The organism is Labrys monachus (genome assembly GCF_030814655.1).
GTDB classification, from domain to species: domain Bacteria; phylum Pseudomonadota; class Alphaproteobacteria; order Rhizobiales; family Labraceae; genus Labrys; species Labrys monacha.
Map to the genome: position 1 here is coordinate 3,015,272 of NZ_JAUSVK010000001.1, position 21,523 is coordinate 3,036,794.

The window sequence follows — 21,523 nt, forward strand, 5'->3', positions numbered from 1 at the left end:
GAGGGCGGGAGGAGCACGGCGCTTGTTCACACCAGGCCCGGGATGCGCCTTTCCTCGCGCGTTACGCATTCGACCAGGGCCGGACGCCCTTCCTCGATGGCGGCGATGGCGCGCCGGAAGGCCGGCACGAGGTCGCGCGGGGCCTCGACCCGTTCGGCGTGGCCGCCGAGCGCCCGCGCCACGCCGACATAATCGCCCGTCAGCCGATCGACGCCGAAGCGTTCGGAGGCCTGCGGCAGATATTGGCCATATCCGCCCATGATGCCGTTGCGGAACAGCACCACCATGATCGGCAACTGGTGGCGCGTCGCCGTCTCGAAGTCCATGCCGACCATGCCGAAGGCCGCCTCTCCCATGACGGCGATGCAGAGGTGGTCGGGCCGCGCCAGCCTCGCGCCGATCATCAGGCCGAGACCCGAGCCGAGCTGCGTGCTCTTGCCCCAGCCGACATAGCCGTGCGGGATCGGCGTCTTCCAGAACGGCAGCATCTGGTCGCGAGGATGGCCGGCGTCGTGGGTGGCGATGGTCTTCCTCAGGTCGACGGTGCGGGAAAGGTCGCGCAGCACGCGATAGGGCGACATCGGGCTGGCGTCGTCGTCGACCAGCGGTGCCCATTTCGCGGCAAAGGCGTGGTGGAGGGCGGCGATTTCCGCCGCGACCGGGCTTTGCGCCCGCTCCTCGGCGAGGCCCCGCCGGCTGCGCGCTTCCTCCAGCAACTGGCCAAGCACCGCCTTGGCGTCGGCGACGACCGCCATGTCGACCGGATAGTCCTTGCCGATGTCGGCGGGGGCGAGCGTCACCTGCGCCAGACGGCAGGCGGCCGGCAGGGGCGTGATGTAGAGCGAACGCGTGAAGCTCGTGCCGACGCCGAGGATGAAATCGGCCTTGCCGTAGAACGCGCCGATGGCGGAAGCGTAGGATTTGCCGCCCGTTCCGAGCGACAAGGGATGATCCTCCGGGAAGGCGCTCTTGCCGTTCAGCGTGGTGACCACCGGGATCTGCAGGAGCTCGGCAAGGGCAAGAAGCTCTTCGCATCCGTCGGCATAGAGCACGCCCTGGCCGGCGAGCAGGAGGGGACATTCGGCGGCGAGCAGCGCATCGAGCATGCGCCTGATGTCGACGGGGTCGGCGCAGGGCGAGGAACGCCGAGGGGGGACATAGGCGTCCGGATTCCAGGGCGCCGGCGCCTGCAGGATGTCGGTCGGCAGTTCGATCATCAGGGGGCCCGGCGTGCCGTTGCGGGCACGGGCGAAGGCGTTCTGGAAGAGCTGGGGCAGGGCATCGCCCCGCTCGCTGCGGACGGACCAGCCGGTCACATGGGCGAAGCTGCGCAGCGCCTCGAAATTCTGCGGAACGGCATTGCGTCCGAGCGGATGGCCGGTCGGCAGGAAGAGCAGGGGCGTGTTGTCGCTATAGGCCTGGGCGACGGCACCGAAGGCGCATTCGGCGCCCGGCCCATATTGCACCGTGACGGCGGCGAGGCGCCTGGCGCCGCTGACCCGGGTGAAGCCGTCCGCGATGTTGACCGCGATGCGTTCCGTGCGGGTGATCAGCGGCGGCATGCCGAGCGCGGCGGTGGTCTCGATCAGCTCGCTGTGCGGAAAGCCGATGATCCGTTCGACGCCCTCCCGCTTCAGGATTGCTGCTACGACTTCTGCGCCGTTCATGCCGGGCCTCCCCTCAACTCGTTGTCTCTACGCCAATCGATGTATTCGGCCAGGCGGACCGCGAGGGGCAGCGGCGTCCAGCCGAACTCCTCCTGCATCCGGCCGATGTGGTAGCCGCCCCAGCGGCCGGCCTCCCGCCCGGCATCGGGCAGCACATTGGCTTCGGCCGGATCGACCGACCATGCCGTGCCCGGCACCAGGTCGGCCGTCAGCGCCGCCAGCCGGGCCAGCGTCTCGGCCCGGCCGGAGGCGATGTTGTAGGCGTCATGGCGCAGCGCCTCGGCGTCGAGCAGCATGAGGAGGGCCGCCGCCACATCCGACACGCTGATCCAGTCGCCGACGCCCTCGGCGCTGCCGAGCCGGATCGCCTCGCCGGCGAGAGCCAGCGCCGTCACCTTGTTGGGCGCGCAGACGATGTGCCGCGACGCCAGCATGCGGTCCATCGGGCCATAGACGGCCGCCAGGCGCGCCACCACCACGGGGAGCCCGTAGAGTTCGGCGAAGCGCCGGGCCGTCAGTTCGGCCGCATGCTTGGAGATGGCATAGAGCGACCGCGGCGCGGCCGGACCGTCCTCGGCGATCGGCTCGCCCGCGCGCGGCGCTTCGCCATAGACGGCGCCCGTGCCGATGATCAGCAGGCGCCGGCAGGCCGGCAGGCCGCGGGCGAATTCGAGCACGCCGAGCGTGCCGCCGAGATTGACGTCGAGGACCCGGCCCGGCGCCTCGCGTTCGGGGTCGTGTTCCTTCCTTGCCTCGTCGATCCAGGGAAACGGCGTGAGCGCCGCGCCATGGACGATGCGGTCGATGCCGTGCCGGCGCGCTTCGTCGTGCCAGGCGCCGGGATCGAGGATGTCGGCGGCGATCCAGCGGATGCGGTCCTCGACGCCGGCGAAGAAGCGGCGCGCCGCCTCGTCCGGGCGGTCGCGGTCGAGGATCGTCACCCGCTCCTGCGGATGGCGATCGAGCCAGAGGCGCGCGAGATTGCTCATGACGAAGCCGTGGCCGCCGGTGACCAGCAGGCTCACGGCAGCGGCCTCGCCTTCGAGGGGACGAAGCGTCCGCGCCCGGGCATGCCGAGGATGCGGCCGTCATCGACGATCACCTCGCCGCGCGAGATCGTCGTCACCGGCCAGCCGCGGATGCGCATGCCTTCATAGGGCGTGTAGTCGACGCCGTCATGGAGCAGGGCGTGGGTGACCGTGATCTCGCGGTCCTGGTCCCAGATCACGAGATCGGCGTCGCCGCCGATCACGATCGATCCCTTGCGCGGCGCGAGGCCGTGCAGTTCGGCGGCGTTGGTGGAGGAGACGGCGATGAACTGGGCGAGGCTGATGCGGCCCTGCAGATATCCCTCGCTGAACAGAAGCGGCAGGCGCAGCTCCAGCCCGGGCAGGCCGTTGGCGATCTGATCGAAACGCGCGCCGCTTCCGTGACGCAGCTTGCCGTCGGGCCCGGCGAAGCGGTAGGGCGAATGATCGGAGGAATAGACCGCGAGGCTGCCCTGCGCCATGCCGTCCCACAGCGCGTCCTGGTCGGCCGTAGTGCGCATCGGCGGGCTGCACATGAATTTTGCGCCCTCCAGGCCCTCGCGGTCGAGATCCTCCTCGGTGAAGAGCAGATATTGCGGGCAGGTTTCGGCGTGGATGCGAACGCCGCGCCGCTGCGCCCGGGTGACTTCCTCCAGCCCTTCGCGGCTCGACACATGGACGATCAGCACTTCGGCGCCGGTCGCCTCCGCGAAGGAGGCGATGCGATGGATGGCCTCCCTTTCGGCGAGCACCGGCCTGGCCTCGGCATGGAAGCGGGGAGCGTGGCGACCGCGCTCGACGAGGTCCCGCGTGAGCATCGCGATGATGGCGTCATTCTCCGCATGCACCATGACGAGGGCGCCGTGCCGTGCCGCCACCTGCAGGATGTCGAGGATCTCGCCGTCGCCCAACCTGAAACCCTCATAGGTCGTGAAGATCTTGAGGGAGGCATAGCCGGCGCGAATGAGGCCCGGCAGGTCCTGGTCGAGCGTCTGGGCGCTGGCCGCCTGGATGGTGGGATGGATCGCATAATCGATCATCGCCTGGCCCTGGGCCCGCAGGCGATAGGCTGCCACGGTCGCCGCGAGGGGATCGGAGGGCCCCGCCATCGCGAACGGCACGATGGTGGTGTTGCCGCCGCAGGCGGCCGAGAGCGTGCCGCTTCGGAAGTCGTCGGCGCATACGGCGCCGTAGACCGGCTGGTCCATGTGGCAATGGGCGTCGACGCCGCCCGGCAGCACGAGGCGGCCGCGAGCGTCCACCATCTGCGCGGTGTCTTCCAGCCGTTCGGCGATGGCCTGGATGCAGCCGTCACGAATACCGAGATCCACCGTCGAGACGGCGTTGCCGGTGGCGACGAGGGCGTCGCGCACCACGAGATCGAAACGGGCGCCGGTCGTCATCAGGCTTCTCCGTCCTCGGCGAACCAGACGCCATGCTCATCCATATGGGCGAGCAGCAATTGCTTGGAATGCAGGATGTGGTCGCGCATCAATTGCTGGGCGGCCGCACCGTCGCGCGCCCGTATCGCGGCACGGATGGCGTCATGCTCGTCGACCTGCACGACCTTGGCCTCGCCCGAGAGGTCGATCTCGTGGCAGCAATAATTGCCCGGGAAGGAGGTCTCGAGGTCCCGGATCATGCGGACGAGACGTTCGTTGCCGGCACAGTCCTGGATGATGTGATGGAAGCCGCGGACCGCGACCGAAACGTCGATGCTGAGCCCGGGATCGCTGGCGGGCGGCGCATCCTTGCGGGAGCCGCGCCGGCGGCGCAGCGTGCCCATCGCCGCCGCCAGGGCCCGGTCCGTCTCGGTCGAAGCGCGCGCGCAGGCGCAGCGGGCCGCATAGCCCTCGAGCTCGGCCCGCAGATCGTAGACCTCGACGATCTCGTGCCGCGTCGGAACGCGGACGATGGTGCCGCGGTTGGGCACCATGGTGACCAGCTGCAGCGCCTGGAGCTTGCGCAGCGCTTCGCGCACCGGTGTGCGGCTGACGTTGAAGCGCCTGCACAATTCCTCCTGGCGCAGGCGCTCGCCCGGACGCAGCGTCCGGGCGACGATCGCGGCCTGCAGCCGGAAGGCGATCTCGTCGGCGAGGCTGGTGGTCTCAAGCGGCGCTTCCTCGACGGGCGCCTCGACGCGCGCCGTCTTGCGGGGCGCCCGGGCGCGGGCAAGCGGCTCCTCCGAGGGGCGTGGGACGCGGCGCGTCATGACGGCAACCCTTCGGTCGGAAACAGCGAAAGCCAGTAGCGGGCGATGTCGTTGCGGCGCATGAAGGCGGCTTCCGGCCGCGAGAGCACGGTCTCGAGGACGCCTTCGAGGGCCGCGGCCCGGTTCGGCTGCCCGCTCCAGCGGACATGGACGGCGATCGTCATCATGCGGCCGCCTTCCTCCTTCGCCTCACGGATCAGGAAGTCGAGATAACTGCGCACATTGTCGACGAAATCCTGCGGCGTGACATAGCCCGGGCTGACCAGATAGCGGCTGTCGTTCAGGGTTTTGGAGTAGGGCACCACCAGCAGGGAGCCCGCTTTCGTCGGCACGAAATAGGGCAGGTCGTCGTTGCAGGGATCCGAATCGTAGACGAAGCCGCCTTCCTCGACCAGGAGGTCGCGGGTATTGACGCTCGGGAAGGAGCGGCTGTTCCAGCCGATGGGACGCTCGCCGAGCAGGTCCTGGAACAGGGCTACGGCGCGGCCGATATGGTCGCGTTCCTCCTCGCGGCTCTGCGTCCATTGTTCGGTCCAGCGCAGCCCGTGCCCGAGAAGGTCGTGATCCGATTCGCGCAGCCAGGCCGCGACTTCGGGATTGCGCCGCAGCGCTTCCGCGCAGCCCGAAATGGTGGCGTCGACGCCATGCCGCTCCAGCAGGCGCGCGATGCGCCAGATGCCGATGCGGCTGCCATATTCGAAATGGGTCTCGGTGCCGAGATCGCGGACGCCCGCGGGTGCGGAGAGCGCATATTCGCCCCATCCGTCGCTGCGGGAATCGCCTTCGTAGAGTGAATATTCCGACCCTTCCTCGTAGCAGACGACGAGGTTGACCGCGACGAGGCGGCCGCCCGGCCATGTGACCCGCGGCGGCCGGCGGCCATAGCCGACGAAATCGCGTGGCGGACCGAGACGAGATTGTGAATTCATTGCAGGACCACTCCTGGCGCATCGCCCAGCCGGAGATCCGGGCGGGCGGTTGAGTCCGGCCCGGAGGCACGGACGGAATTTCTGGCGAGCTCCGCTGCCGGGATGTGGCAGCGGATGCCATGTCGGTCGCCCGCGCTGCGCCATGGTGGCTCGACGGTATCGCAGACCGGACCGAGCCGGCGCGGGCAACGTGTCTTGAACGGACAGCCGATACGACGCTCGGCCGGATCGGGCAAGGCCCCGGCGAGCGGCGTTCGCCGTCGCGCTGCGTTCGGATCCTCGGCCGCCACCGTTTCGAGCAGCGCCGCGGTATAGGGATGGTTGGGCCCGGAGAAGACGGCATCGGCCGGGCCGCGCTCGCAGATGGTTCCGAGATACATCACCACGATCTCGTCGGCGATCTGGCGGACGACACCGAGGTCGTGGGTGATGAACAGCAGGCTGGTGCCGTTGGCACGCTGCAGCTCCCGCAGGAAGGCGATCACCTGGGCCTGGATGGAGACGTCGAGGGCCGAGGTGATCTCGTCGCAGATGACGAGGCGCGGCCGGCCCGCGAACGCCCTGGCGATGGCGATGCGCTGGCGCTGGCCGCCGCTCAGCTCGGCCGGGCGCCGGAACGCCGTCGAGGGATCGAGGCCGACCTGCCGCATGAGGGCGGCGGTGCGGTCGCCGACGGGCGAGGATATCGTTCCGTCGAGCAGGCGCACCGCCCGGTCGATGCTGCGCCCCGCCCGCAGTTCGGGATTGAGCGTCGAGGTGTGGTCCTGGAATACCATCTGCAGGAAGCGCCGCGTCCAGCCCGGGCGCCGGCGCAGGAGCCGGGGAACGGACTTGCCGCCGAGATGGATGGAGCCGGCGTCCGCCGGCCTCAGCCCGGCAATGGCGCCGGCGAGGCTGCTCTTGCCGCTGCCGCTTTCGCCGACGATGGCGGTGATCCGGCCGGCGCCGAGCTCGAGCGAGACCGCATCGACGGCTTTCAGCGTGCCGCTCGCGCCCTTCGCCCTGCGCAGGTGGTAGGTGACTCCGAGCTTGTCGACGCGCAGCACCTCACCGCCGTCGACGGCCAAAGCCGGGCTCGCCGTCGCTTCCGCCGCTGACGGCTCCCGCGGGATTTCCGGCCAGCGGATGCAGGCGGCGGCATGACGGTCCGAAACCCGCAGCAGCGGCGGCGGGGCCTGAATGCAGGCCGGCATTGCGTAGGGACAGCGATTGGCGAAGGAGCAGCCGGCGAGCGCCTCGAACGGGCTCGGCAGGCTGCCGGGGATCGGCGCCGGCTCGGCGGCACCGCGCGGCCGGTCGATGCGCGGAATGCAGTCGAGCAGCGCGCGGGTATAGGGGTGTCTGGGTTGGGCGAAGATTGCTGCCGCCGGCCCCGTCTCCGCCACGAGACCCGCATACATCACGACGACGCGGTCGCAGGCGCGGGCGATCGTCAGCAGGTTGTGCGAGATCAGCACGATGGTCACGCCGAGGTCGCGGCGCAGCTCGGCCAGGAGGTCCAGCACCGCGGCCTCCACCGTCACATCCAGCCCCGTCGTCGGCTCGTCGAGCACAAGCAGTTCCGGGCCGCCGAGCAGGGCCATGGCGATGACGAGGCGCTGCTGCTGGCCGCCGGACAATTCATGCGGCCAGCGGCGCATGATGCCTTCGGGATCGGGCAGGTGGACCTTCTCCAGCAGCGCGACGATGCGCGCCGTGGCGTCCCTGCCGGACAGGCTCGCATGCACGGCGAGGACCTCTCGAAGCTGTTCGCCCACCCGCCGTGCGGGATTGAGGGCCTCGCCGGGATTCTGCGGCACCATGGCGACGTGCCGGCCGCGCATGGTCCGCAGTTCGGCTTCGTCCATCCGCAGGATGTCCCGTCCGCCGAAGAGGGCGGTGCCGGCGACCTCGGCATTGCCGCCGAGATCGCCGAGGAGCGTATAGGCGAGCGTGGTCTTGCCGCAGCCGCTCTCGCCGACGATGCCGAGGATCTCGCCGGGCACGATGCCGAGCGAAACGCCGCGCAAAGCGTGGAGCAGGCCGTCTCCGGTCGGATAGGCGACCGTGAGGCCCTGGATGTCGACCAGCACCGACGTCACCGGGGAGCCCTCTCTTCGAAGGCCTCGGCGATCAGGTTGATACCGATCACCAGCGAGGCGAGGGCGAGCGCCGGCACGGCCGTCATCCACGCCGACACCGAGAGCCAGCGCACGCCGCTGTTCACCATGCCGCCCCAGTCGGGATCGGGGGGAGGCGCACCGAGGCCGAGGAAGCCGAGCGTGCCGATCGAGAAGGTCGCGTAGCCGAGGCGCAGGAGCGTGTCGACCAGCAGGGGCCGCCGGGCATTGGGCAGCAATTCGACCAGCAGCACGTACCAGAGCCTTTCCCCCCGCATCTGGGCCGAGAGGATGAAGCCGCGCGAGCGCAGGCCGACCACGACGCCCCTGACGATGCGCGCGATGCCGGGGACCGACGCGGCGGCGATGGCCAGAACGACGTTGACCCGGGAGGGACCGAGCGCGGCGATGATCAGGAGGTAAAGAAGGATGGTCGGGAAGGCGATCAGCGCATCGTTCAGCCGCATCACGACCTGGTCGAACACGCCGCCGAGATAGCCCGACGCCAGGCCGATGGCCGCGCCCACGGCCTCGGCGAGCAGGACGGCGATCGGGGCGAGGACCAGCACGCTGCGCGTGCCACAGACCAGGCGGGAGAGCACGTCGCGTCCGAGATCGTCGGTGCCCAGCCAGAATTGCGCCGTGGGGCCCTGCGTCGCCGGGCCGACGAGATCGTTGGGCGGGTAGGGCGCGATCAGGGGCGCGAAGACCGCGATCGCGATCCAGAACAGCACGATCGCGCTGCCGAACAGGCCGGCCTTGCTGCGGCCGAGACGCCGGAAGATCGCCGGCAGCAGCGGGACCGCTCCCTTGCTGCGGTGTTCGATCGCGCTCATGCCGAGGCGCTCCTCAGCCGCGGCTGCAGCCAGGCCTGGAGGAGGTCGGCGAGAAGCTGGGTGGCGGCGGCGACGAGGGCGAAGAGCAGCGCCCCGGCTTCGAGCACCGGCACGTCCTTGGCCGAGGCCGCCGACAGCATCAGCTGGCCGAGCCCGGGATAGCCGTAGATCGCCTCGATCACCACGATGCCGCCGATGAGCCAGTTGATATGGATCATGATGACGGTGATCGGGGTCACCATGGCGTTGCGCAGGGCATGGCGGAACACGATGCGGGCCGGGGAGAAGCCGCGCAGCCGCGCCGCGCGGATATAGGGCGAGGCCATGACCTCGATCATGCTCGCGCGCATCATGCGGGCGATATAGCCGACATCGACGAGGGCGAGGGTCACCGCCGGAAGCACGAGCTTCAGCGGCGCGGCCAGCGGCGATGCCGCGCCGATCAGCGCGCTGGAGCCCGGCAGCAGCCGCCAATGCACCGCGAAGACGAGGAGCAGCAGCACGCCGACCACGAATTCCGGCGTCGAGGTCAGGATCAGGCTCACCACCGAGATCACCCTGTCCGTGGCCTTGCCGGCGGTGAGACCGGCGATGGTGCCGAGGACGAGGGCGATCGGCAGGATGAGGACCAGGCCGGCAAGGGCGAGCACGGCGGAATTGGCGGCCCGCCGGAGGATGAGCGGGCCGACCGGCAGGTGCTGGGAAGTCGAATTGCCGAAATCGCCGGTGACGGCCTTGCCGACCCATCGCCCATAGCGCTCGACCATCGGCAGGTCGGTGCCAAGCTGGTGATTGAGCGCGTCGACGGCCGCCTGCGGCGCGAACGTGCCGAGCATGTTCCTGCCGACATTGATCGGCAGGACCTCGCTCGCGAGGAAGATCAGCACGGAACTCACCACGATGGTCAGCGCGAAGAACGGAAGGCGAAGGAGGGCGAGGCGCAGCATCGACGGATCAGGCGTCGAGCCAGGTGTCGCTGAACGTCCCGTAGCGGAAGGCCGTCGGCACGAAACCTTTCACCTTGGGGCTCTGCGCCGCCAGCGCGTACATGAAGAGCGGATCGGCGAAGGGGCCGTCCTCGCGCAGGCGGGCCTGTATCTTCGCATAGACCTTGCGGCGCGCCTCGACCTCGACGATGCCATTGACCTCGTCGAGCAGGGATTCGAAGGTCGGATCGGCGTAGCGCGTCTCGTTCCAGGCGGCGCCGGGGCGCAGGCACAGTCCCATCGTCATCGTGGCGAGCGGGCGGTGGCTCCATTGCGGCGCCGCGAAGGTCCAGTCCGTCCATTTGGCCCAGTAGGAGTCGGGCGGCATCGGCACGAGATCGAGCTGGACGCCGATGTCCCGGCATTGCTGGGCGTAGACCTGCGCCGCCGTGGCGATGAAGTCGGGGGAGGTGGGATAGCGGAATTCCGTACGGAAGCCCTGCCCGAGCCCGGCCTCGGCGAGAAGCGCCTTGGCCCGCTCGACATCCCGCTTCGGCGTGTCCAGCGGCGCATAGGCCGGATCGACATCCGGCGCGACCAGATCGTCATTGCCGACGAAGCCTGTGTCGCCGAGCGAGAGCTGGGTGATCTGGTTGCGGTCCTGGACCAGGCGGAGCGCGAGGCGCACGCGCGGATCGTCGAACGGCTTCTGATCGACGCGGGCGCGGAACAGCACGGTGCCGGCGCTCTTGATGCGGCTCATGACGAGATCAGGCTCGGCGGCGAGTGCCTTGTAGGCGGCATAGTCGATGCCCAGCGCGAGGTCGAACTGGCCGCTCGTCAGGCCCGCCACCTGCGCGGAAGCCTGGCTGCGCACGTCGATGCAGACCACCTGGTCGAGATAGGGCAGCTTCTGGCCGTCGGCCCCGTCGCGCCAGTAATCCTTGCGGGCCTTGAGCGTGAAGGACTGGTTCGGAACATATTCGACCAGTTCGAACGGCCCCGTTCCCCAGGGCTGCTTGAGGAAATCGCCCTCGAATTCGCGGGGCACGACGGCACCGGCATAATGATAGAGGTCATAGGCGAGGGTGCTGCTGGGCGCCTTCAGGTGCAGGCGGACCGTGTGGTCGTCGATCTTCTCGACGCCGCTGGCATCCAGATATGGACTGAGCAGTCCATTCATCGACGAGCCGAGCTTGGGATCGAGCCAGCGCTTGAAGTTGAACACGACGTCGTCGGCGTCGAGCGCCCGCGGCGTCGGCGTGTTGAAGACGGGTCCCTTCCGGACCACCAGCGTCCAGGTCTTGAGATCCTCCGAGGAGGTCAGCGTTTCCAGGAGGTGAGGATGGGGCAGGTTGTGCTCGTCGACCTCGGTCAGGAACTCGGCGCAGCCGCGCACCGCATCCGAGGGGCCGAGCGCGTCGACCGTCGCCGGGTCGACCAGTGGCTTGAGCGTATCGGTGTTGGCATAGCGGATGGTGCCGCCGCGCTTGGGCATTGCGGCGCCCCAGGCCCGCGCGGGACGCAGCGTGGGGGCAAAGCCGCACATCATGGCGAGCACGCCGGCACCGATGCCGGCGCTGCCATGCAGGAAGGTCCGCCGGCTGAACAGGGGCGGCCGACTCGACGAGTGGACGGGGCCTTTCAAAAGCATGGCATCATCTCCACGAGGAAAGCAGCCGCTGTATCCTTGGATCCAAAATTACGCGCATGGGCTGCGGCTTGGCAAGAGCAAGCGGCGTGCCAATTGTGGATTCTTGGATCCAAGGACCCATGGATGGCGGACGCCCCCCCGCCGGTGCGGGCTACGCCCTGCCGGGGAGGGCGGCATGCCGCATGAGAAAGGATGATTGTGGAGGCGGCTGCTCAAATATACGGCATCGGAACGGCATTCGATCGATGTCATGCCGACGTCCAACCGGGGCGATCGGGCGCCTGCACGAGGCGATCCGAGCCGAGGCAATCCGAAACGGCTGTCGCGGTTCCGAACGGCGGGCCGTTCAGGATTGCCAGTCGATCTTGCGCACCCCTTGGGTGGCGGCGAGATCGGCGACCAGCGGCGGGGACTGATGCTCCCCCGGCTTGGCGTGGCGCATCAGCTGGAAGGTCACCGTCTGCTCGTCCGCTCCGACATCATGGACGATCCGCGATTTGGCGACATGCATGCCCGCTTCCCGCAGCCTCGCTCGCATCGAGGAAGCCGAAAGCGTCGTTCCTGTCCAGGTGACGGTCAATTCGGCCAGCTGTTCCTGCACGAGGCGGTATTCGAGCAGCTTGAAGAGGCGCAGCACGATCAGCCCGAGGCTGAGGCCGCACAGACCCAATCCGAGCTGGCCGCCGCCGAAGCACAGCCCGATCACCGTGACGAACCAAAGCGTCGCCGCCGTGGTGACGCCGACCACGATGTTGTCGCGCCGCAGGATCGCGCCGCCCCCGATGAAGCCCATGCCCGAGAGGATGCCGAGCGGCAGTCGCATGACGTCGAGCGTGATGAAGGAGGAGGGGTCCTTGCCGGCCGTCGCCAGGAGAAGGTTCGCTTGGATCATCGCCAGCGCGGCGGCGAGCGCCACCAGGATCGTCGTCCGCAGTCCGGCAATATGGCCGTGTACGCCACGGTCGAGCCCGAACAGCGCCCCGGCCAGGAAGGTGAGGCCGAGACGCAGGGCGATGTCGGACCAGTCGAGAACAAGAGGCATGAGGGATTTCGCCTTCTACGGGCCCTCCGTGGCAGCAAGGCGCCAGCGGGCCGTCAGGCCGCGTGATAATTGAGCTGCGTCTCCGCCACCTCCGTAAGCCTCCTGTCCATCGCCTTCTCGTCTTCCAGGGTCTGGCGCAGGATCGCGGCGCAGTCGTTTCGGCCGAGTTGCCGCGCCCACGCGACCAGCGTCCCGTAACGCGCGATCTCATAATGCTCCACGGCCTGGGCGGCGGCGGCGAGGGCGGCGTCGAGCACGGCGAAATCCGCAGTGTCGCCGGCAACCTCGTCGGCCTCCCTCAGGATCCCGTCGATGGCGGGGCAATCCACCGCCTTGACCTGGGTGTCATGCATCTCGAACACTTTTTCGAGCCGCTCGATATGGATCTTCGTCTGCTGCAGATGGCCCGCGAGATCCTGCTTGAGCTGGGGATTGCCGACCTTCTCCACCATGGCGGCCAGGCTCTTGGCGATCTGCTTCTCGGCATAATAGATGTCCTGGAGCTGATGCACGAAGAGATCGTCGAGCGTTTCGATGCCCTTGGAAAAAATACTCATGGCCTTGTTTCCCGGCTGGACGGCGGCATGAACCGCGAGATATCGCGGGATTAATGGCGCCGCAGCCGGCAAGGTTCCCGCCCCCCTGCAGCGCAGCGGCGGGAACCAACGTCAGAGCAGCTTCTCGATGCGGATCGGCAGATCGCGGATGCGCCGGCCGGTCGCGTGGTAGACGGCATTGGCGACGGCCGCGTTGGTGCCGACATTGCCGAGTTCGCCGAGGCCCTTCACGCCCATCGGGTTGACCTCGCTGTCCTCTTCGGGAACGAGGATGACGTCGATGGACTGCACGTCGGCGTTCACCGGCAGGAGATAATCGGCCAGGTTGTCGTTGACGTAGCGGGCCGTCCTCTCGTCGATCTCCGTCGCCTCGTGCAGGGCAGAACTCAGGCCCCAGATCATGCCGCCCATGAGCTGGCTGTGCGCCGTGCGCGGATTCATGATATGGCCCGCCGCAAAGGCGCCGACGGCGCGCGGCACGCGCACCTCCCGGGTGCGGGCATTGATGCGCACTTCGACGAATTCGGCACCGAAGGCGAACATCAGCTTCTCGCCCTTCGGGCCGCCGACCATCGACATGCGGCCCTTGTAGAGGTTGCTGACCGCGTCGGGGCCGAGCGAGGGCGGGAAGGATTCGGCATATTCCTCGATCGCGCTCTCGCCCAGCTGCCGGAAAGCATCGTCGAGGCGCTGCGAGACGTCGCCGGCGACGAGGTGGCCGTCCCGAATGTCGAGAGCCTCGAACGGCTTGCCGGCGAACGGCCCGCCATTGGAGGTGATGGCGGAACGAAAGAGCCTTGCCCGGACGGCATCGCACGCCTTGAGGACCACAGAGGTCGCGCTCGCCGTGGTGTTCGAGCCGCCGGCCACGGGCGCAGGCGGCAACGCGCTGTCGCCGAGCTCGACGGTGACGCGGTCGGGCGCGACGCCGAGGCGGTTCGCGGCCGCCTGGCCGATCACCGTATAAGCACCGGTGCCGACGTCATGGGCCGCGATCTGCACGCGCACCGTGCCGTCGGACGCCAGGGCGATGCGCGCCGCCGCCGGTCCGATCTGGGTCGGATAGGTCGCGGTGGCGCAGCCCCAGCCGATCAGCCAGTCGCCGTCGCGCATCGAGCCCGGCTCGGGTGAACGTTTCGACCAGCCGAAGGCCTGCGCCGCCGCATCGTAGCATTGCATCAGCGAGCGGCTGGTATAGGGCCGGCCGGTAGCGGGATCCTTCATGGTGTCGTTCACGCGGCGCAGCGCGACCGGGTCCATCTTCAGCGCCGCCGCCAGTTCGTCCATGGCGCTTTCCAGCGCATACATATAGGGGACCTCGGGCGGCGAGCGCATGAAGCCCGGCGTATTGCGGTCCGCGTTGACGACGTTCACCCGCGTCGCGATGGAGCCGTAGTCATACATCACGGCCGTGCTCGTCGTGCCCGAGACGTTGTAGTCGTCGGGCCGGGAGGACAATTCCCAGGCCTCGTGCAGATAGGCCGCGATCCGGCCGTCCCGGCCGGCGCCGAGCTTGACGCTGTGCCTGGTCTCCGCGCGATAGGTGGCGATGGTGAACCCCTGGTCGCGGGTCGCCACCAGCTTGACCGGCCGCCTCAGGCGCCGCGCGGCCAAGGCCACGATCGCAGTGCGCGCCGTCAGCGATCCCTTCGAACCGAACGCGCCGCCGACGAAGGGGCTGACGACATGCACATCCGCCGGGTCGATGCCGAGCTGCGTCGCCACCCCGGCCTTCATGCCGTAGACGAACTGGCTGGGCTCGTGCACGGTGAGCCGGCCATCGGTCCACAGGCAGGTCGTGGTGAACAGCTCCATCGGATTGTGGTGCTGGGCGGGTGTCGAATAGTCGGCCTCGACCTTCACCGCGGATGCCGCGAAGGCCTGCGGCGCATCGCCGAAGGTGGGATCCTTGTGCGCCTTGCTGACCTTCGCCACCGGCTTGGTCTCGACGCCGGCCGAGCCGAACGTCGCGCTGGGCTTCTCAGCGTCATAGGCGATGGCGATCCTGTGGCCCGCTTCGCGCGCCGCTTCATAGGTCTCGGCGACGACCATGGCGAGGATCTGGCCGTCATGCCAGATCCTCGCCGAGTCGAGGGGCACGATCGAACTGCCGGCCTGCCCGCCCGAGGAGAACGTCTTGAGCGGCCTGATCTCGCCCGCGTTCTCATGGGTCAGGATGTCGAGGACGCCGGGAACCGCCTTGGCCGCTCCCAGATCGAGGGAACGGATGCGGCCCCGTGCGATCGCGCTCGTCACCAGGAAGGCATAGGCCGGATCGGCGACAGGAACGTCGGAGGGGTAGCGAGCGGCACCGGTCACCTTCAGGCGCGCATCGACGCGCGGTATCGGATCGCCCATATTGGCTTTGCGTTCGGGAACAGCTCCGTCCATGTCAGATCTCCATCGCGGCCGTCTCGATCAGCGCCCGCACGAGCGTGCGCTTGCCGAGCGTCACCTTGAACGCATTGTCCCCGGCCGGCCGGGCTTCTGCGAAAGCCGCCTCGGCCGCCTCTTCGGCCAAGGCTTCGTCGAACCGCCTGCCGGCCAGGACGGCCTCGGCCGGCCGTGAACGCCAGGGCACCGTCGCGACGCCGCCGAGGGCGATGCGGGCATCCCGCACCCGGCCGTCCGGTCCGAGGTCGAGCGCGACGCCCGCCGAGGCGAGCGCGAACTCGTAGGATTCCCGGTCGCGTATCTTGAGGTATCGCGAACGCCGGAACCACGGCGCCGACGGCACGCGGAAGCCGGTGATGATCTCGTCCGGCGCCAGTTCCGTCTCGATGTCCGGCCGATCGCCGGGGCGGCGATGGAGCCGTTCGAAGGCGAGCGTCCGGCTGCCGCCGCGGCCGCTGATCTCGATTTCCGCCTCGAGGGCGACCAGCGCATTGGCGAAGTCGCCGGGATAGGTGGCGATGCAGCTGCCGCTGGTGCCGAGCACGGCGTGCATGCGGTTGAAGGCTTCCAGAGCCGCACAGCCCGAACCGGGATTGCGCTTGTTGCAGGCATCCCAGCTCGTATCCCTGAAATAGGGGCAGCGCGTGCGTTGCAGCACATTGCCGCCGAGGCTGGCCATGTTGCGCAACTGCGCGCTGGCGGCCAGCGTGAGGCTCTGCGCGAGGACGGGGTAGTTCCTGACGACGAGCGTGTGCGAGGCGGCCTCCGCCATCCGCGTCAGGGCACCGAGATGCAGCCCGGCCTCCGTCGCGCGGATGCTGTCGAGGCCGGGGACGGCGTTGATGTCGACGAGATCGCGCGGACGCATCACATCGAGCTTCATCAGGTCGAGCATCGTCGTTCCGCCAGCGATGAACTGACCGCCCGCGGCGGTCGGCGGCATGTTCCGCCGGGTCTCCGACGCGGCCGCAGCGGCGATCGCATCCTGCATCGTGCCGGCGTGATGGTAGAGGAAAGGACGCATGGCTCACGCTCCCTTCATGGCGTGCCGCGCCTGTTCGATGGCGGCGACGATGTTGGGATAGGCGGCGCAGCGGCAGAGATTGCCGCTCATATATTCCCGGATGTCGGCGGGATTGTCGGCATGCCCCTCATGCACGCAGGCCACGGCGGACATGATCTGCCCCGGCGTGTAATAGCCGCATTGAAGCGCATCCTTGTCGATGAAGGCCTGCTGCATGGGATGGAGGCCTTCCATGCCTTTCGCCAGCCCCTCGATGGTTGTGACAGGCCGGTCGCCGACCATGGTGGCGAGGGTGAGGCAGGAGAGCACCCGCCGCCCGCCGACATGGACCGTGCAGGCGCCACACTGGCCGTGATCGCAGCCCTTCTTGGTACCGGTGAGACCGACATGCTCGCGCAGCGCGTCGAGGAGCGTCGTCCGACTGTCGAGCGCGAAGCGGTGGTGCTGCCCATTGACGCGCAGGTCCATGCTCTGCGGCCCGAAGGCGTCGGGTAGGGCCGAGGCAGCCTTCGCCTGCGCCGGGACGGCAGGAACAGTGCCTGCGAGCGGTAACGCGGCGCCGGACATCGCGGCCTCCAGGAAATGACGCCGGCTCACGCCGGCAGGTGGAGCGGCCAAGCCGCTGGATGGGTCCCTGATCATCGCTTGCCTTTCGAATGGACACGGCAGGGGATCGACGCGCGCAGGCCGATATCCGTAGCTCGTGGTACCGGACCGACTGTGCCGGGATCCTCGCGGACCTCTCTCGTCGATGGGGACAAGAGGCACGCAGGCGTCTCTCGCGCGGATTTGCCTATCGAGAACAGCATCCGCCTGCCTTTGTTCCGGCCTCCAGCGTGACCGGCAAAGGCGAGGGGATGCCGGTGCGTGGTGAGATCCGGGACCGGGGACGAACGGCTTTCGCGCGGCCGGCGAGAACTTTCGGCGATCTCAGACGTTGGGAAGGCAAGTCACCGCTCGCTTCCTGATGCCGGCGGTTGCGGCGGGCGGCTCCGCCATGCAGGTCATGGCGAGGCCTCCGCCGTCTCATTCCAGGAGAATGCCATGCAACCCAAGCGCAAGACCCGACGATGGTCCGCGGACGTCACCGAACACAGCGATGCGCTCGATCTTCAGAAGGGCGTCTTCAAATCGGACAGCCCCGATGCGATCGCGAAATCACTCAAGCGTTCGGCTGAGCAAAGCCACCGCCGCAAGGCCGACCCTTTCCGCTCCGCTCTGTCGATGTTGACCTTCTACATGAACCGGGCGGGCAAGAACCTCACAGCCGGCCACCGCCGCACGCTGATGGCTGCGAAGGATCGGCTCCGCCAGCTCTTCGGCCGCAAGCCGGCGGCCAAGCGGCGGCTGAAGCATCAGTAATTGCCCGCCACAGGCTAACAACAGGGCGCTGCCCGGAGTCCAGATGTTGAAAATCGTCGAGTTCCCCCGGCCTCGGTCTGAGCCGGGGGGCGAGGGGCAGCATGCGCCCCTGGCGGAACGGGTGCGGGACTTCGCCGCGCTCGCCGCCGGGAAGGCCGAGCAGGCGGATGCCGACGGCTTCCTCTCTCCGGACGTCATGGCGGCGCTTCATGACCAAGGCCTCGCCATGGCACCCTTTCCACCGATGTATGGCGGGGAAGGCCTGAACGAACCCGAACGGCACGGCCAGCTCTGCGCGACGCTGCGCGCGATCGGTGCGGCGGACCTCTCCGTCGCCCGCCTGTTCGAGGGCCATGTCAACGCGGTCGCCCTGGTGTGCCGCTACGGAACGGCGCCTCAGGTCAGCGTCCTCGCACGGAAGGTCGAGAGCGGAGCGCTTTCGGGGGTATGGGGGGCCGACGACGCGAAGGGCTTGCGCGCGGTCGAGGACGGCGACAGCGGCCAATGGCGCCTCGAAGGCCGCAAGATCCTCGCCTCCGGTGCCGGCTTCGTGACGCAGCCTCTCGTCACTGCGACGAGCGAGGCGGGGCAGATCCTCTGCCTGGTGGACTTGTCGCCGGGCGAGCGTTCGGATACGGCGGGTTGGACGGCCCAGGGCATGCGCTCCAGCGCGACCGGAACGGTCGATTTCTCAGGCCTCGTCCTGCCCGCCGGCCGCATCATCGGTTCGCCCGGGGACTTCACCCGGCAACCGCATTTTTCGGGCGGGGCATGGCGCTTCTGCGCCGTGCATGTCGGGGCCATGGAGCGCCTCGCCGACCTGTTTCGCGACCACCTGACGTTCCGCAGGCGGGAGGGCGATCCCTATCAGATGCAGCGCGTGGCGCAGTGCGTCGCGGCGGTGACGACGGCTCGTTTCTGGGTCGAGGCGGCAGCCTGCGGCCTCGCCAGCCCGCAGGGCGATGCGGACCGCATTGTCGCCTTCGCCAATCTCACGCGCATGGTGACGGAGCGGGCCGCGCTCGACGTGATGGAGGCGGTCCATCGGGGCGTCGGCCTGGGTTCGTTCATGCGGCCCAGCCCCATCGAACGGATCAGCCGGGACCTGGCGACCTATCTGCGCCAGCCGGTGCCTGACCTGGCGATGGCCGATGCCGCACGAAGCGTGCTGGCGTCCGAACAGCCGACCAGTGCGCTGTGGGAGCCCGTCGGATGAACGTCCGGTCCTATCTTGGCGCCATACGGGCCCTGCCGGAGAGCTCCGGCGAGGCGATGACCGGAGGCCTGCCCTTCATCGTCCTCTCGCCGCATCCGGACGACGAATCGCTCGGCATGGGCGGGCTGATCGCATCGGCTACCGCCAGGGGGCAGCACGCGGAGATCGTCGTGCTGACGGACGGGGCGGGGTCGCATCCCGCCTCGCGGTGCTTTCCGCATGACCGGCTGGTCGCCCTGCGAAAAGCCGAGACGGAAAGGGCGGCGGCCGAGCTCGGCCTTCCCGCCGGACGCGTCACCCATCTCGACCTTCCCGACACGCAGGCGCCGTCCGCGGGGCCGCTGTTCGAGCAGGCGGTCGACCGCATCCTGCAACTCGCCGACCGGGCCGGAGCGGGACATGTCTTCGTGACATGGGAGCGCGATCCCCATTGCGACCACGAGGCCGCCGCGGCGATGGCCCGCGCCCTCCGCCGCCGGCGGCCCGGCCTCCGCTTGTGGTTCTATCCGATCTGGGGATGGCATCTCGATCCCGAGGCGCCGCTCGCCGCTTCGCCGCCCAGGGGATACAGGATCGACATCTCGCCCTGGCTGTCGGCCAAGCATGCGGCGATCGGGGCCCATCGATCGCAGATGACCGACCTCATCGACGACGACCCCGGGGGCTTTCGGTTCGACGAGCGGACCCTTGCGCCGTTCCTCCAGCCGAACGAGTATTATTTCGAGGTGCCCGCATGACCAGGGCCGCTGCCACGCTGCCGGCCGATTATTTCGACCGGCTGTATCGGGAGAACGCGGACCCCTGGGGTTTCCGCTCGAGCCCCTATGAAAAGGAAAAATATCAGGCCACCCTGGCGGCGCTGTCCCGGAAACGATATGGGCGCGCTCTCGAGGTGGGGTGCTCGATCGGCGTGCTGACCGGCATGCTGGCCCCGCGCTGCGAAAGGCTTCTCGCCATCGACGGCTCGGAACGCGCGCTCGGAGTTGCCCGGGAAGCTTGTCGGGATTGGGCCAACGTCACCTTCGAGGCGAGAATGGTTCCGGCCGGCTTCCCCGATGGGCGCTTCGAGCTGATCGTGCTCTCGGAGGTCCTCTACTACCTGCAGGAGAGCGACCTCGACCGGCTCGCGGCCCAATGCGCCGACGCGCTGTCGCCCGGCGGCGAAATCGTGCTCTGCCATTGGCTCGGCGAGACGGACTACCCCCTGCCGGGCCGCGAAGCGAGCGATCGCTTCGCCCGCACCATGCTCATGCGGCTTCCGGCTCGAACCATCCTGAGAGAGGGAACATATCGTCTGGAGCAGCTGTCCGGCTGACGTCCGCCGGCACGCGCCGCAGGTGGCGGAGCAGCATGCCGGCGCGCTCGATCTGCCGCGGGAGATCGGAGGGGCGCAACGCGATCCTCTCGCCAAGCACCGGACTGGCCTTGGCGAGTTCCCGCCAGAATTCCTCGAAGCCGCGCCGATTGCAGAGCTCGGCCAGGGCCGCAGCCTGCGGGTCCGTCAGCCCGAGCCGCCCGGCCCATTGTCCGTGCGCGAGTTGCGTGCCCTCGAAGAGCCGGCGCAGATATCCCTTGTACAAGGCGCGCCGCGCGACGTGGAAGGCCGGCTCGATGTCCTCGTCGCAGGGTGCGTCGGGAGCGATGTGCCTCAAGCTCATCGTATCTGCCGCCCCGCCCTTTGCGCGCCCGTCGAGACGGCATGACGTCGTCACGGTGACATCCATCGCGTGCCGGACCTTGAAGCCGGCGCATTCCAGCGCATGAGCCAGCGCGCCGTCCTCGCCGACCGGCACGGGCGGAAGCCCGCCGATCGCTTGGTAGGCGCAAAGCGTGACGGCAAGGCTCGCGCCCGAGGAAACGCGATGGTTCGGCCAGGGGTCATGGGGTCTTGGATCGCAGCGCGCATAGATCTCGGCCACCGCCGCGAGGTAGCGATCTTCCAGGCGGCCGCGGCGGAGAAAGGCCGGTCCCAGGCGAAGCAGCTCCGAGGGATGGCCGTCGACATAGCCCGCCACGCAATCGGCGCCGTCCCCGACGGCTCGCAGCGATGCGGCGACCCAGGTCGGCGCGACGCAGCTATCGGCGTCGGTGGTCAGGATCACGCCGTCGAAGCAGCGCCGTTCGATCAGGCGTGCCGCGGCGAGATCCATCGCCCGCTTGCGAGCCCAGCCGGCGTTCGAATGGTCGGGCGACAGGGTTTCGGTGACCACGCTCACCGTCTGGGGCATGCCTTCGGCGAGGACGGCGACCCGTTCCGCCGTTCCGTCGCTGCAATTGTTGGCGAAGACGAGGATCTCGAACAGCGTCTCCGCCAGGGGCGCGCCGCATCGATCCCGCTGGCCGGCGAGCGCGGCGAGGCAGGCTTCGATGCGCTCGGCTTCGTCGCATGCGGGAATCGCCACGACGGCCGCCCGGCGCCGCTTGCGATCCAGCAGGCGGCGTGGAGGCCCGCGATGCCGGGCATGCGTCGGAATGGGCCCGTCCTCGCCCGCTCGCAGCATGCGGGCGGGGCTGCTCCCGGGGGGCGGCGACATCTGTGACATTGCAGGGATTTTCCTGTTGATGCCTGATCAACTT

At 68.8% G+C, this 21,523-nt stretch carries 19 protein-coding genes; 4 read left to right on the plus strand and 15 right to left on the minus strand.

The window, feature by feature from the left end; genetic code table 11:
- Positions 1-26: 26 nt before the first annotated feature.
- The 14 genes from J3R73_RS13625 to J3R73_RS13690 form a co-directional block, all read right to left on the minus strand.
- Complete coding sequence (locus J3R73_RS13625) at positions 27-1,667, minus strand: thiamine pyrophosphate-requiring protein (protein WP_307427642.1); 1,641 nt, start codon at positions 1,665-1,667, stop codon at positions 27-29.
- Positions 1,664-2,692 (minus strand): NAD-dependent epimerase/dehydratase family protein, encoded by a 1,029-nt coding sequence (locus tag J3R73_RS13630; RefSeq protein WP_307427644.1) that lies wholly within the window; start codon positions 2,690-2,692, stop codon positions 1,664-1,666. Before J3R73_RS13630 ends, J3R73_RS13625 begins: the two co-directional genes overlap by 4 nt.
- A complete protein-coding gene (gene hydA / locus J3R73_RS13635) occupies positions 2,689-4,098 on the minus strand; it encodes a dihydropyrimidinase (protein WP_307427646.1) in 1,410 nt (469 codons plus the stop codon). The genes J3R73_RS13630 and hydA overlap by 4 nt, the downstream gene beginning before the upstream one ends.
- On the minus strand, positions 4,098-4,907 hold the full coding sequence (locus J3R73_RS13640; RefSeq protein ID WP_307427648.1) for a GntR family transcriptional regulator: 810 nt from the start codon (positions 4,905-4,907) through the stop codon (positions 4,098-4,100). Before J3R73_RS13640 ends, hydA begins: the two co-directional genes overlap by 1 nt.
- Positions 4,904-5,836, minus strand: coding sequence for a polysaccharide deacetylase family protein (locus J3R73_RS13645; protein ID WP_307427650.1), 933 nt, complete (start codon positions 5,834-5,836; stop codon positions 4,904-4,906). Before J3R73_RS13645 ends, J3R73_RS13640 begins: the two co-directional genes overlap by 4 nt.
- Positions 5,833-7,917, minus strand: coding sequence for a dipeptide ABC transporter ATP-binding protein (locus tag J3R73_RS13650; RefSeq protein WP_307427652.1), 2,085 nt, complete (start codon positions 7,915-7,917; stop codon positions 5,833-5,835). Before J3R73_RS13650 ends, J3R73_RS13645 begins: the two co-directional genes overlap by 4 nt.
- A complete protein-coding gene (locus tag J3R73_RS13655) occupies positions 7,914-8,771 on the minus strand; it encodes an ABC transporter permease (protein WP_307427654.1) in 858 nt (285 codons plus the stop codon). Before J3R73_RS13655 ends, J3R73_RS13650 begins: the two co-directional genes overlap by 4 nt.
- Positions 8,768-9,718 carry an ABC transporter permease gene (locus J3R73_RS13660; protein ID WP_307427656.1) on the minus strand — a complete coding sequence of 317 codons (951 nt, stop codon included), beginning with the start codon at positions 9,716-9,718 and terminating at the stop codon, positions 8,768-8,770. The genes J3R73_RS13655 and J3R73_RS13660 overlap by 4 nt, the downstream gene beginning before the upstream one ends.
- Before the next feature lie 7 nt (positions 9,719-9,725).
- Entirely contained in the window at positions 9,726-11,351 is a 1,626-nt protein-coding gene (locus J3R73_RS13665) for an ABC transporter substrate-binding protein (protein WP_307427658.1), read from the minus strand.
- 346 nt (positions 11,352-11,697) lie between these two features.
- Positions 11,698-12,393, minus strand: a complete 696-nt coding sequence (locus J3R73_RS13670; RefSeq protein WP_307427660.1) for an MgtC/SapB family protein — start codon at positions 12,391-12,393, stop codon at positions 11,698-11,700.
- 53 nt (positions 12,394-12,446) lie between these two features.
- Positions 12,447-12,950, minus strand: coding sequence for a YciE/YciF ferroxidase family protein (locus J3R73_RS13675; protein ID WP_307427661.1), 504 nt, complete (start codon positions 12,948-12,950; stop codon positions 12,447-12,449).
- A 111-nt stretch (positions 12,951-13,061) separates the two neighbouring features.
- The gene (locus J3R73_RS13680) at positions 13,062-15,341 is read right to left on the minus strand and encodes a xanthine dehydrogenase family protein molybdopterin-binding subunit (protein WP_307427663.1); all 2,280 of its coding nucleotides are present in this window, start codon (positions 15,339-15,341) and stop codon (positions 13,062-13,064) included.
- 1 nt (position 15,342) lies between these two features.
- Positions 15,343-16,368 (minus strand): FAD binding domain-containing protein, encoded by a 1,026-nt coding sequence (locus tag J3R73_RS13685; protein WP_307427665.1) that lies wholly within the window; start codon positions 16,366-16,368, stop codon positions 15,343-15,345.
- Between the two features lie 3 nt (positions 16,369-16,371).
- On the minus strand, positions 16,372-16,935 hold the full coding sequence (locus tag J3R73_RS13690) for a (2Fe-2S)-binding protein (RefSeq protein ID WP_307427667.1): 564 nt from the start codon (positions 16,933-16,935) through the stop codon (positions 16,372-16,374).
- Positions 16,936-17,412: 477 nt separating this feature from the next.
- Here J3R73_RS13690 and J3R73_RS13695 point away from each other — a divergent pair, with 477 nt between their 5' ends.
- Genes J3R73_RS13695 through J3R73_RS13710 form a run of 4 tightly spaced genes read left to right on the plus strand, consistent with a single transcriptional unit; the run spans position 17,413 to position 20,261 of the window.
- Positions 17,413-17,730, plus strand: a complete 318-nt coding sequence (locus J3R73_RS13695) for a DUF3175 domain-containing protein (RefSeq protein WP_307427669.1) — start codon at positions 17,413-17,415, stop codon at positions 17,728-17,730.
- Positions 17,731-17,773: 43 nt separating this feature from the next.
- Positions 17,774-18,946, plus strand: coding sequence for an acyl-CoA dehydrogenase family protein (locus J3R73_RS13700; protein WP_307427670.1), 1,173 nt, complete (start codon positions 17,774-17,776; stop codon positions 18,944-18,946).
- Complete coding sequence (locus J3R73_RS13705; RefSeq protein ID WP_307427672.1) at positions 18,943-19,683, plus strand: PIG-L deacetylase family protein; 741 nt, start codon at positions 18,943-18,945, stop codon at positions 19,681-19,683. The genes J3R73_RS13700 and J3R73_RS13705 overlap by 4 nt, the downstream gene beginning before the upstream one ends.
- The gene (locus J3R73_RS13710; protein WP_307427674.1) at positions 19,680-20,261 is read left to right on the plus strand and encodes a class I SAM-dependent DNA methyltransferase; all 582 of its coding nucleotides are present in this window, start codon (positions 19,680-19,682) and stop codon (positions 20,259-20,261) included. Before J3R73_RS13705 ends, J3R73_RS13710 begins: the two co-directional genes overlap by 4 nt.
- On the opposite strand, the gene J3R73_RS13715 is transcribed toward J3R73_RS13710, so the two are convergent.
- Complete coding sequence (locus tag J3R73_RS13715) at positions 20,194-21,348, minus strand: glycosyltransferase family 2 protein (protein WP_307427676.1); 1,155 nt, start codon at positions 21,346-21,348, stop codon at positions 20,194-20,196. The two genes, J3R73_RS13710 and J3R73_RS13715, sit on opposite strands and share 68 nt — an antisense overlap.
- Positions 21,349-21,523: the final 175 nt, after the last annotated feature.

What these genes read in the sequence shown, in the direction of transcription:
- J3R73_RS13695 (WP_307427669.1), top strand. Translation starts at nt 17,413, where the DNA reads ATGCAACCCAAGCGCAAGACCCGACGATGGTCCGCGGACGTCACCGAA.
- J3R73_RS13705 (WP_307427672.1), top strand. Translation starts at nt 18,943, where the DNA reads ATGAACGTCCGGTCCTATCTTGGCGCCATACGGGCCCTGCCGGAGAGC.
- J3R73_RS13655 (WP_307427654.1), bottom strand. Translation starts at nt 8,771, where the DNA reads ATGAGCGCGATCGAACACCGCAGCAAGGGAGCGGTCCCGCTGCTGCCG.
- J3R73_RS13690 (WP_307427667.1), bottom strand. Translation starts at nt 16,935, where the DNA reads ATGTCCGGCGCCGCGTTACCGCTCGCAGGCACTGTTCCTGCCGTCCCG.
- J3R73_RS13700 (WP_307427670.1), top strand. Translation starts at nt 17,774, where the DNA reads ATGTTGAAAATCGTCGAGTTCCCCCGGCCTCGGTCTGAGCCGGGGGGC.
- J3R73_RS13685 (WP_307427665.1), bottom strand. Translation starts at nt 16,368, where the DNA reads ATGCGTCCTTTCCTCTACCATCACGCCGGCACGATGCAGGATGCGATC.
- J3R73_RS13625 (WP_307427642.1), bottom strand. Translation starts at nt 1,667, where the DNA reads ATGAACGGCGCAGAAGTCGTAGCAGCAATCCTGAAGCGGGAGGGCGTC.
- J3R73_RS13640 (WP_307427648.1), bottom strand. Translation starts at nt 4,907, where the DNA reads ATGACGCGCCGCGTCCCACGCCCCTCGGAGGAGCCGCTTGCCCGCGCC.
- J3R73_RS13680 (WP_307427663.1), bottom strand. Translation starts at nt 15,341, where the DNA reads ATGGACGGAGCTGTTCCCGAACGCAAAGCCAATATGGGCGATCCGATA.
- J3R73_RS13675 (WP_307427661.1), bottom strand. Translation starts at nt 12,950, where the DNA reads ATGAGTATTTTTTCCAAGGGCATCGAAACGCTCGACGATCTCTTCGTG.
- J3R73_RS13645 (WP_307427650.1), bottom strand. Translation starts at nt 5,836, where the DNA reads ATGAATTCACAATCTCGTCTCGGTCCGCCACGCGATTTCGTCGGCTAT.
- J3R73_RS13710 (WP_307427674.1), top strand. Translation starts at nt 19,680, where the DNA reads ATGACCAGGGCCGCTGCCACGCTGCCGGCCGATTATTTCGACCGGCTG.
- J3R73_RS13660 (WP_307427656.1), bottom strand. Translation starts at nt 9,718, where the DNA reads ATGCTGCGCCTCGCCCTCCTTCGCCTTCCGTTCTTCGCGCTGACCATC.
- J3R73_RS13670 (WP_307427660.1), bottom strand. Translation starts at nt 12,393, where the DNA reads ATGCCTCTTGTTCTCGACTGGTCCGACATCGCCCTGCGTCTCGGCCTC.
- hydA (WP_307427646.1), bottom strand. Translation starts at nt 4,098, where the DNA reads ATGACGACCGGCGCCCGTTTCGATCTCGTGGTGCGCGACGCCCTCGTC.
- J3R73_RS13665 (WP_307427658.1), bottom strand. Translation starts at nt 11,351, where the DNA reads ATGCTTTTGAAAGGCCCCGTCCACTCGTCGAGTCGGCCGCCCCTGTTC.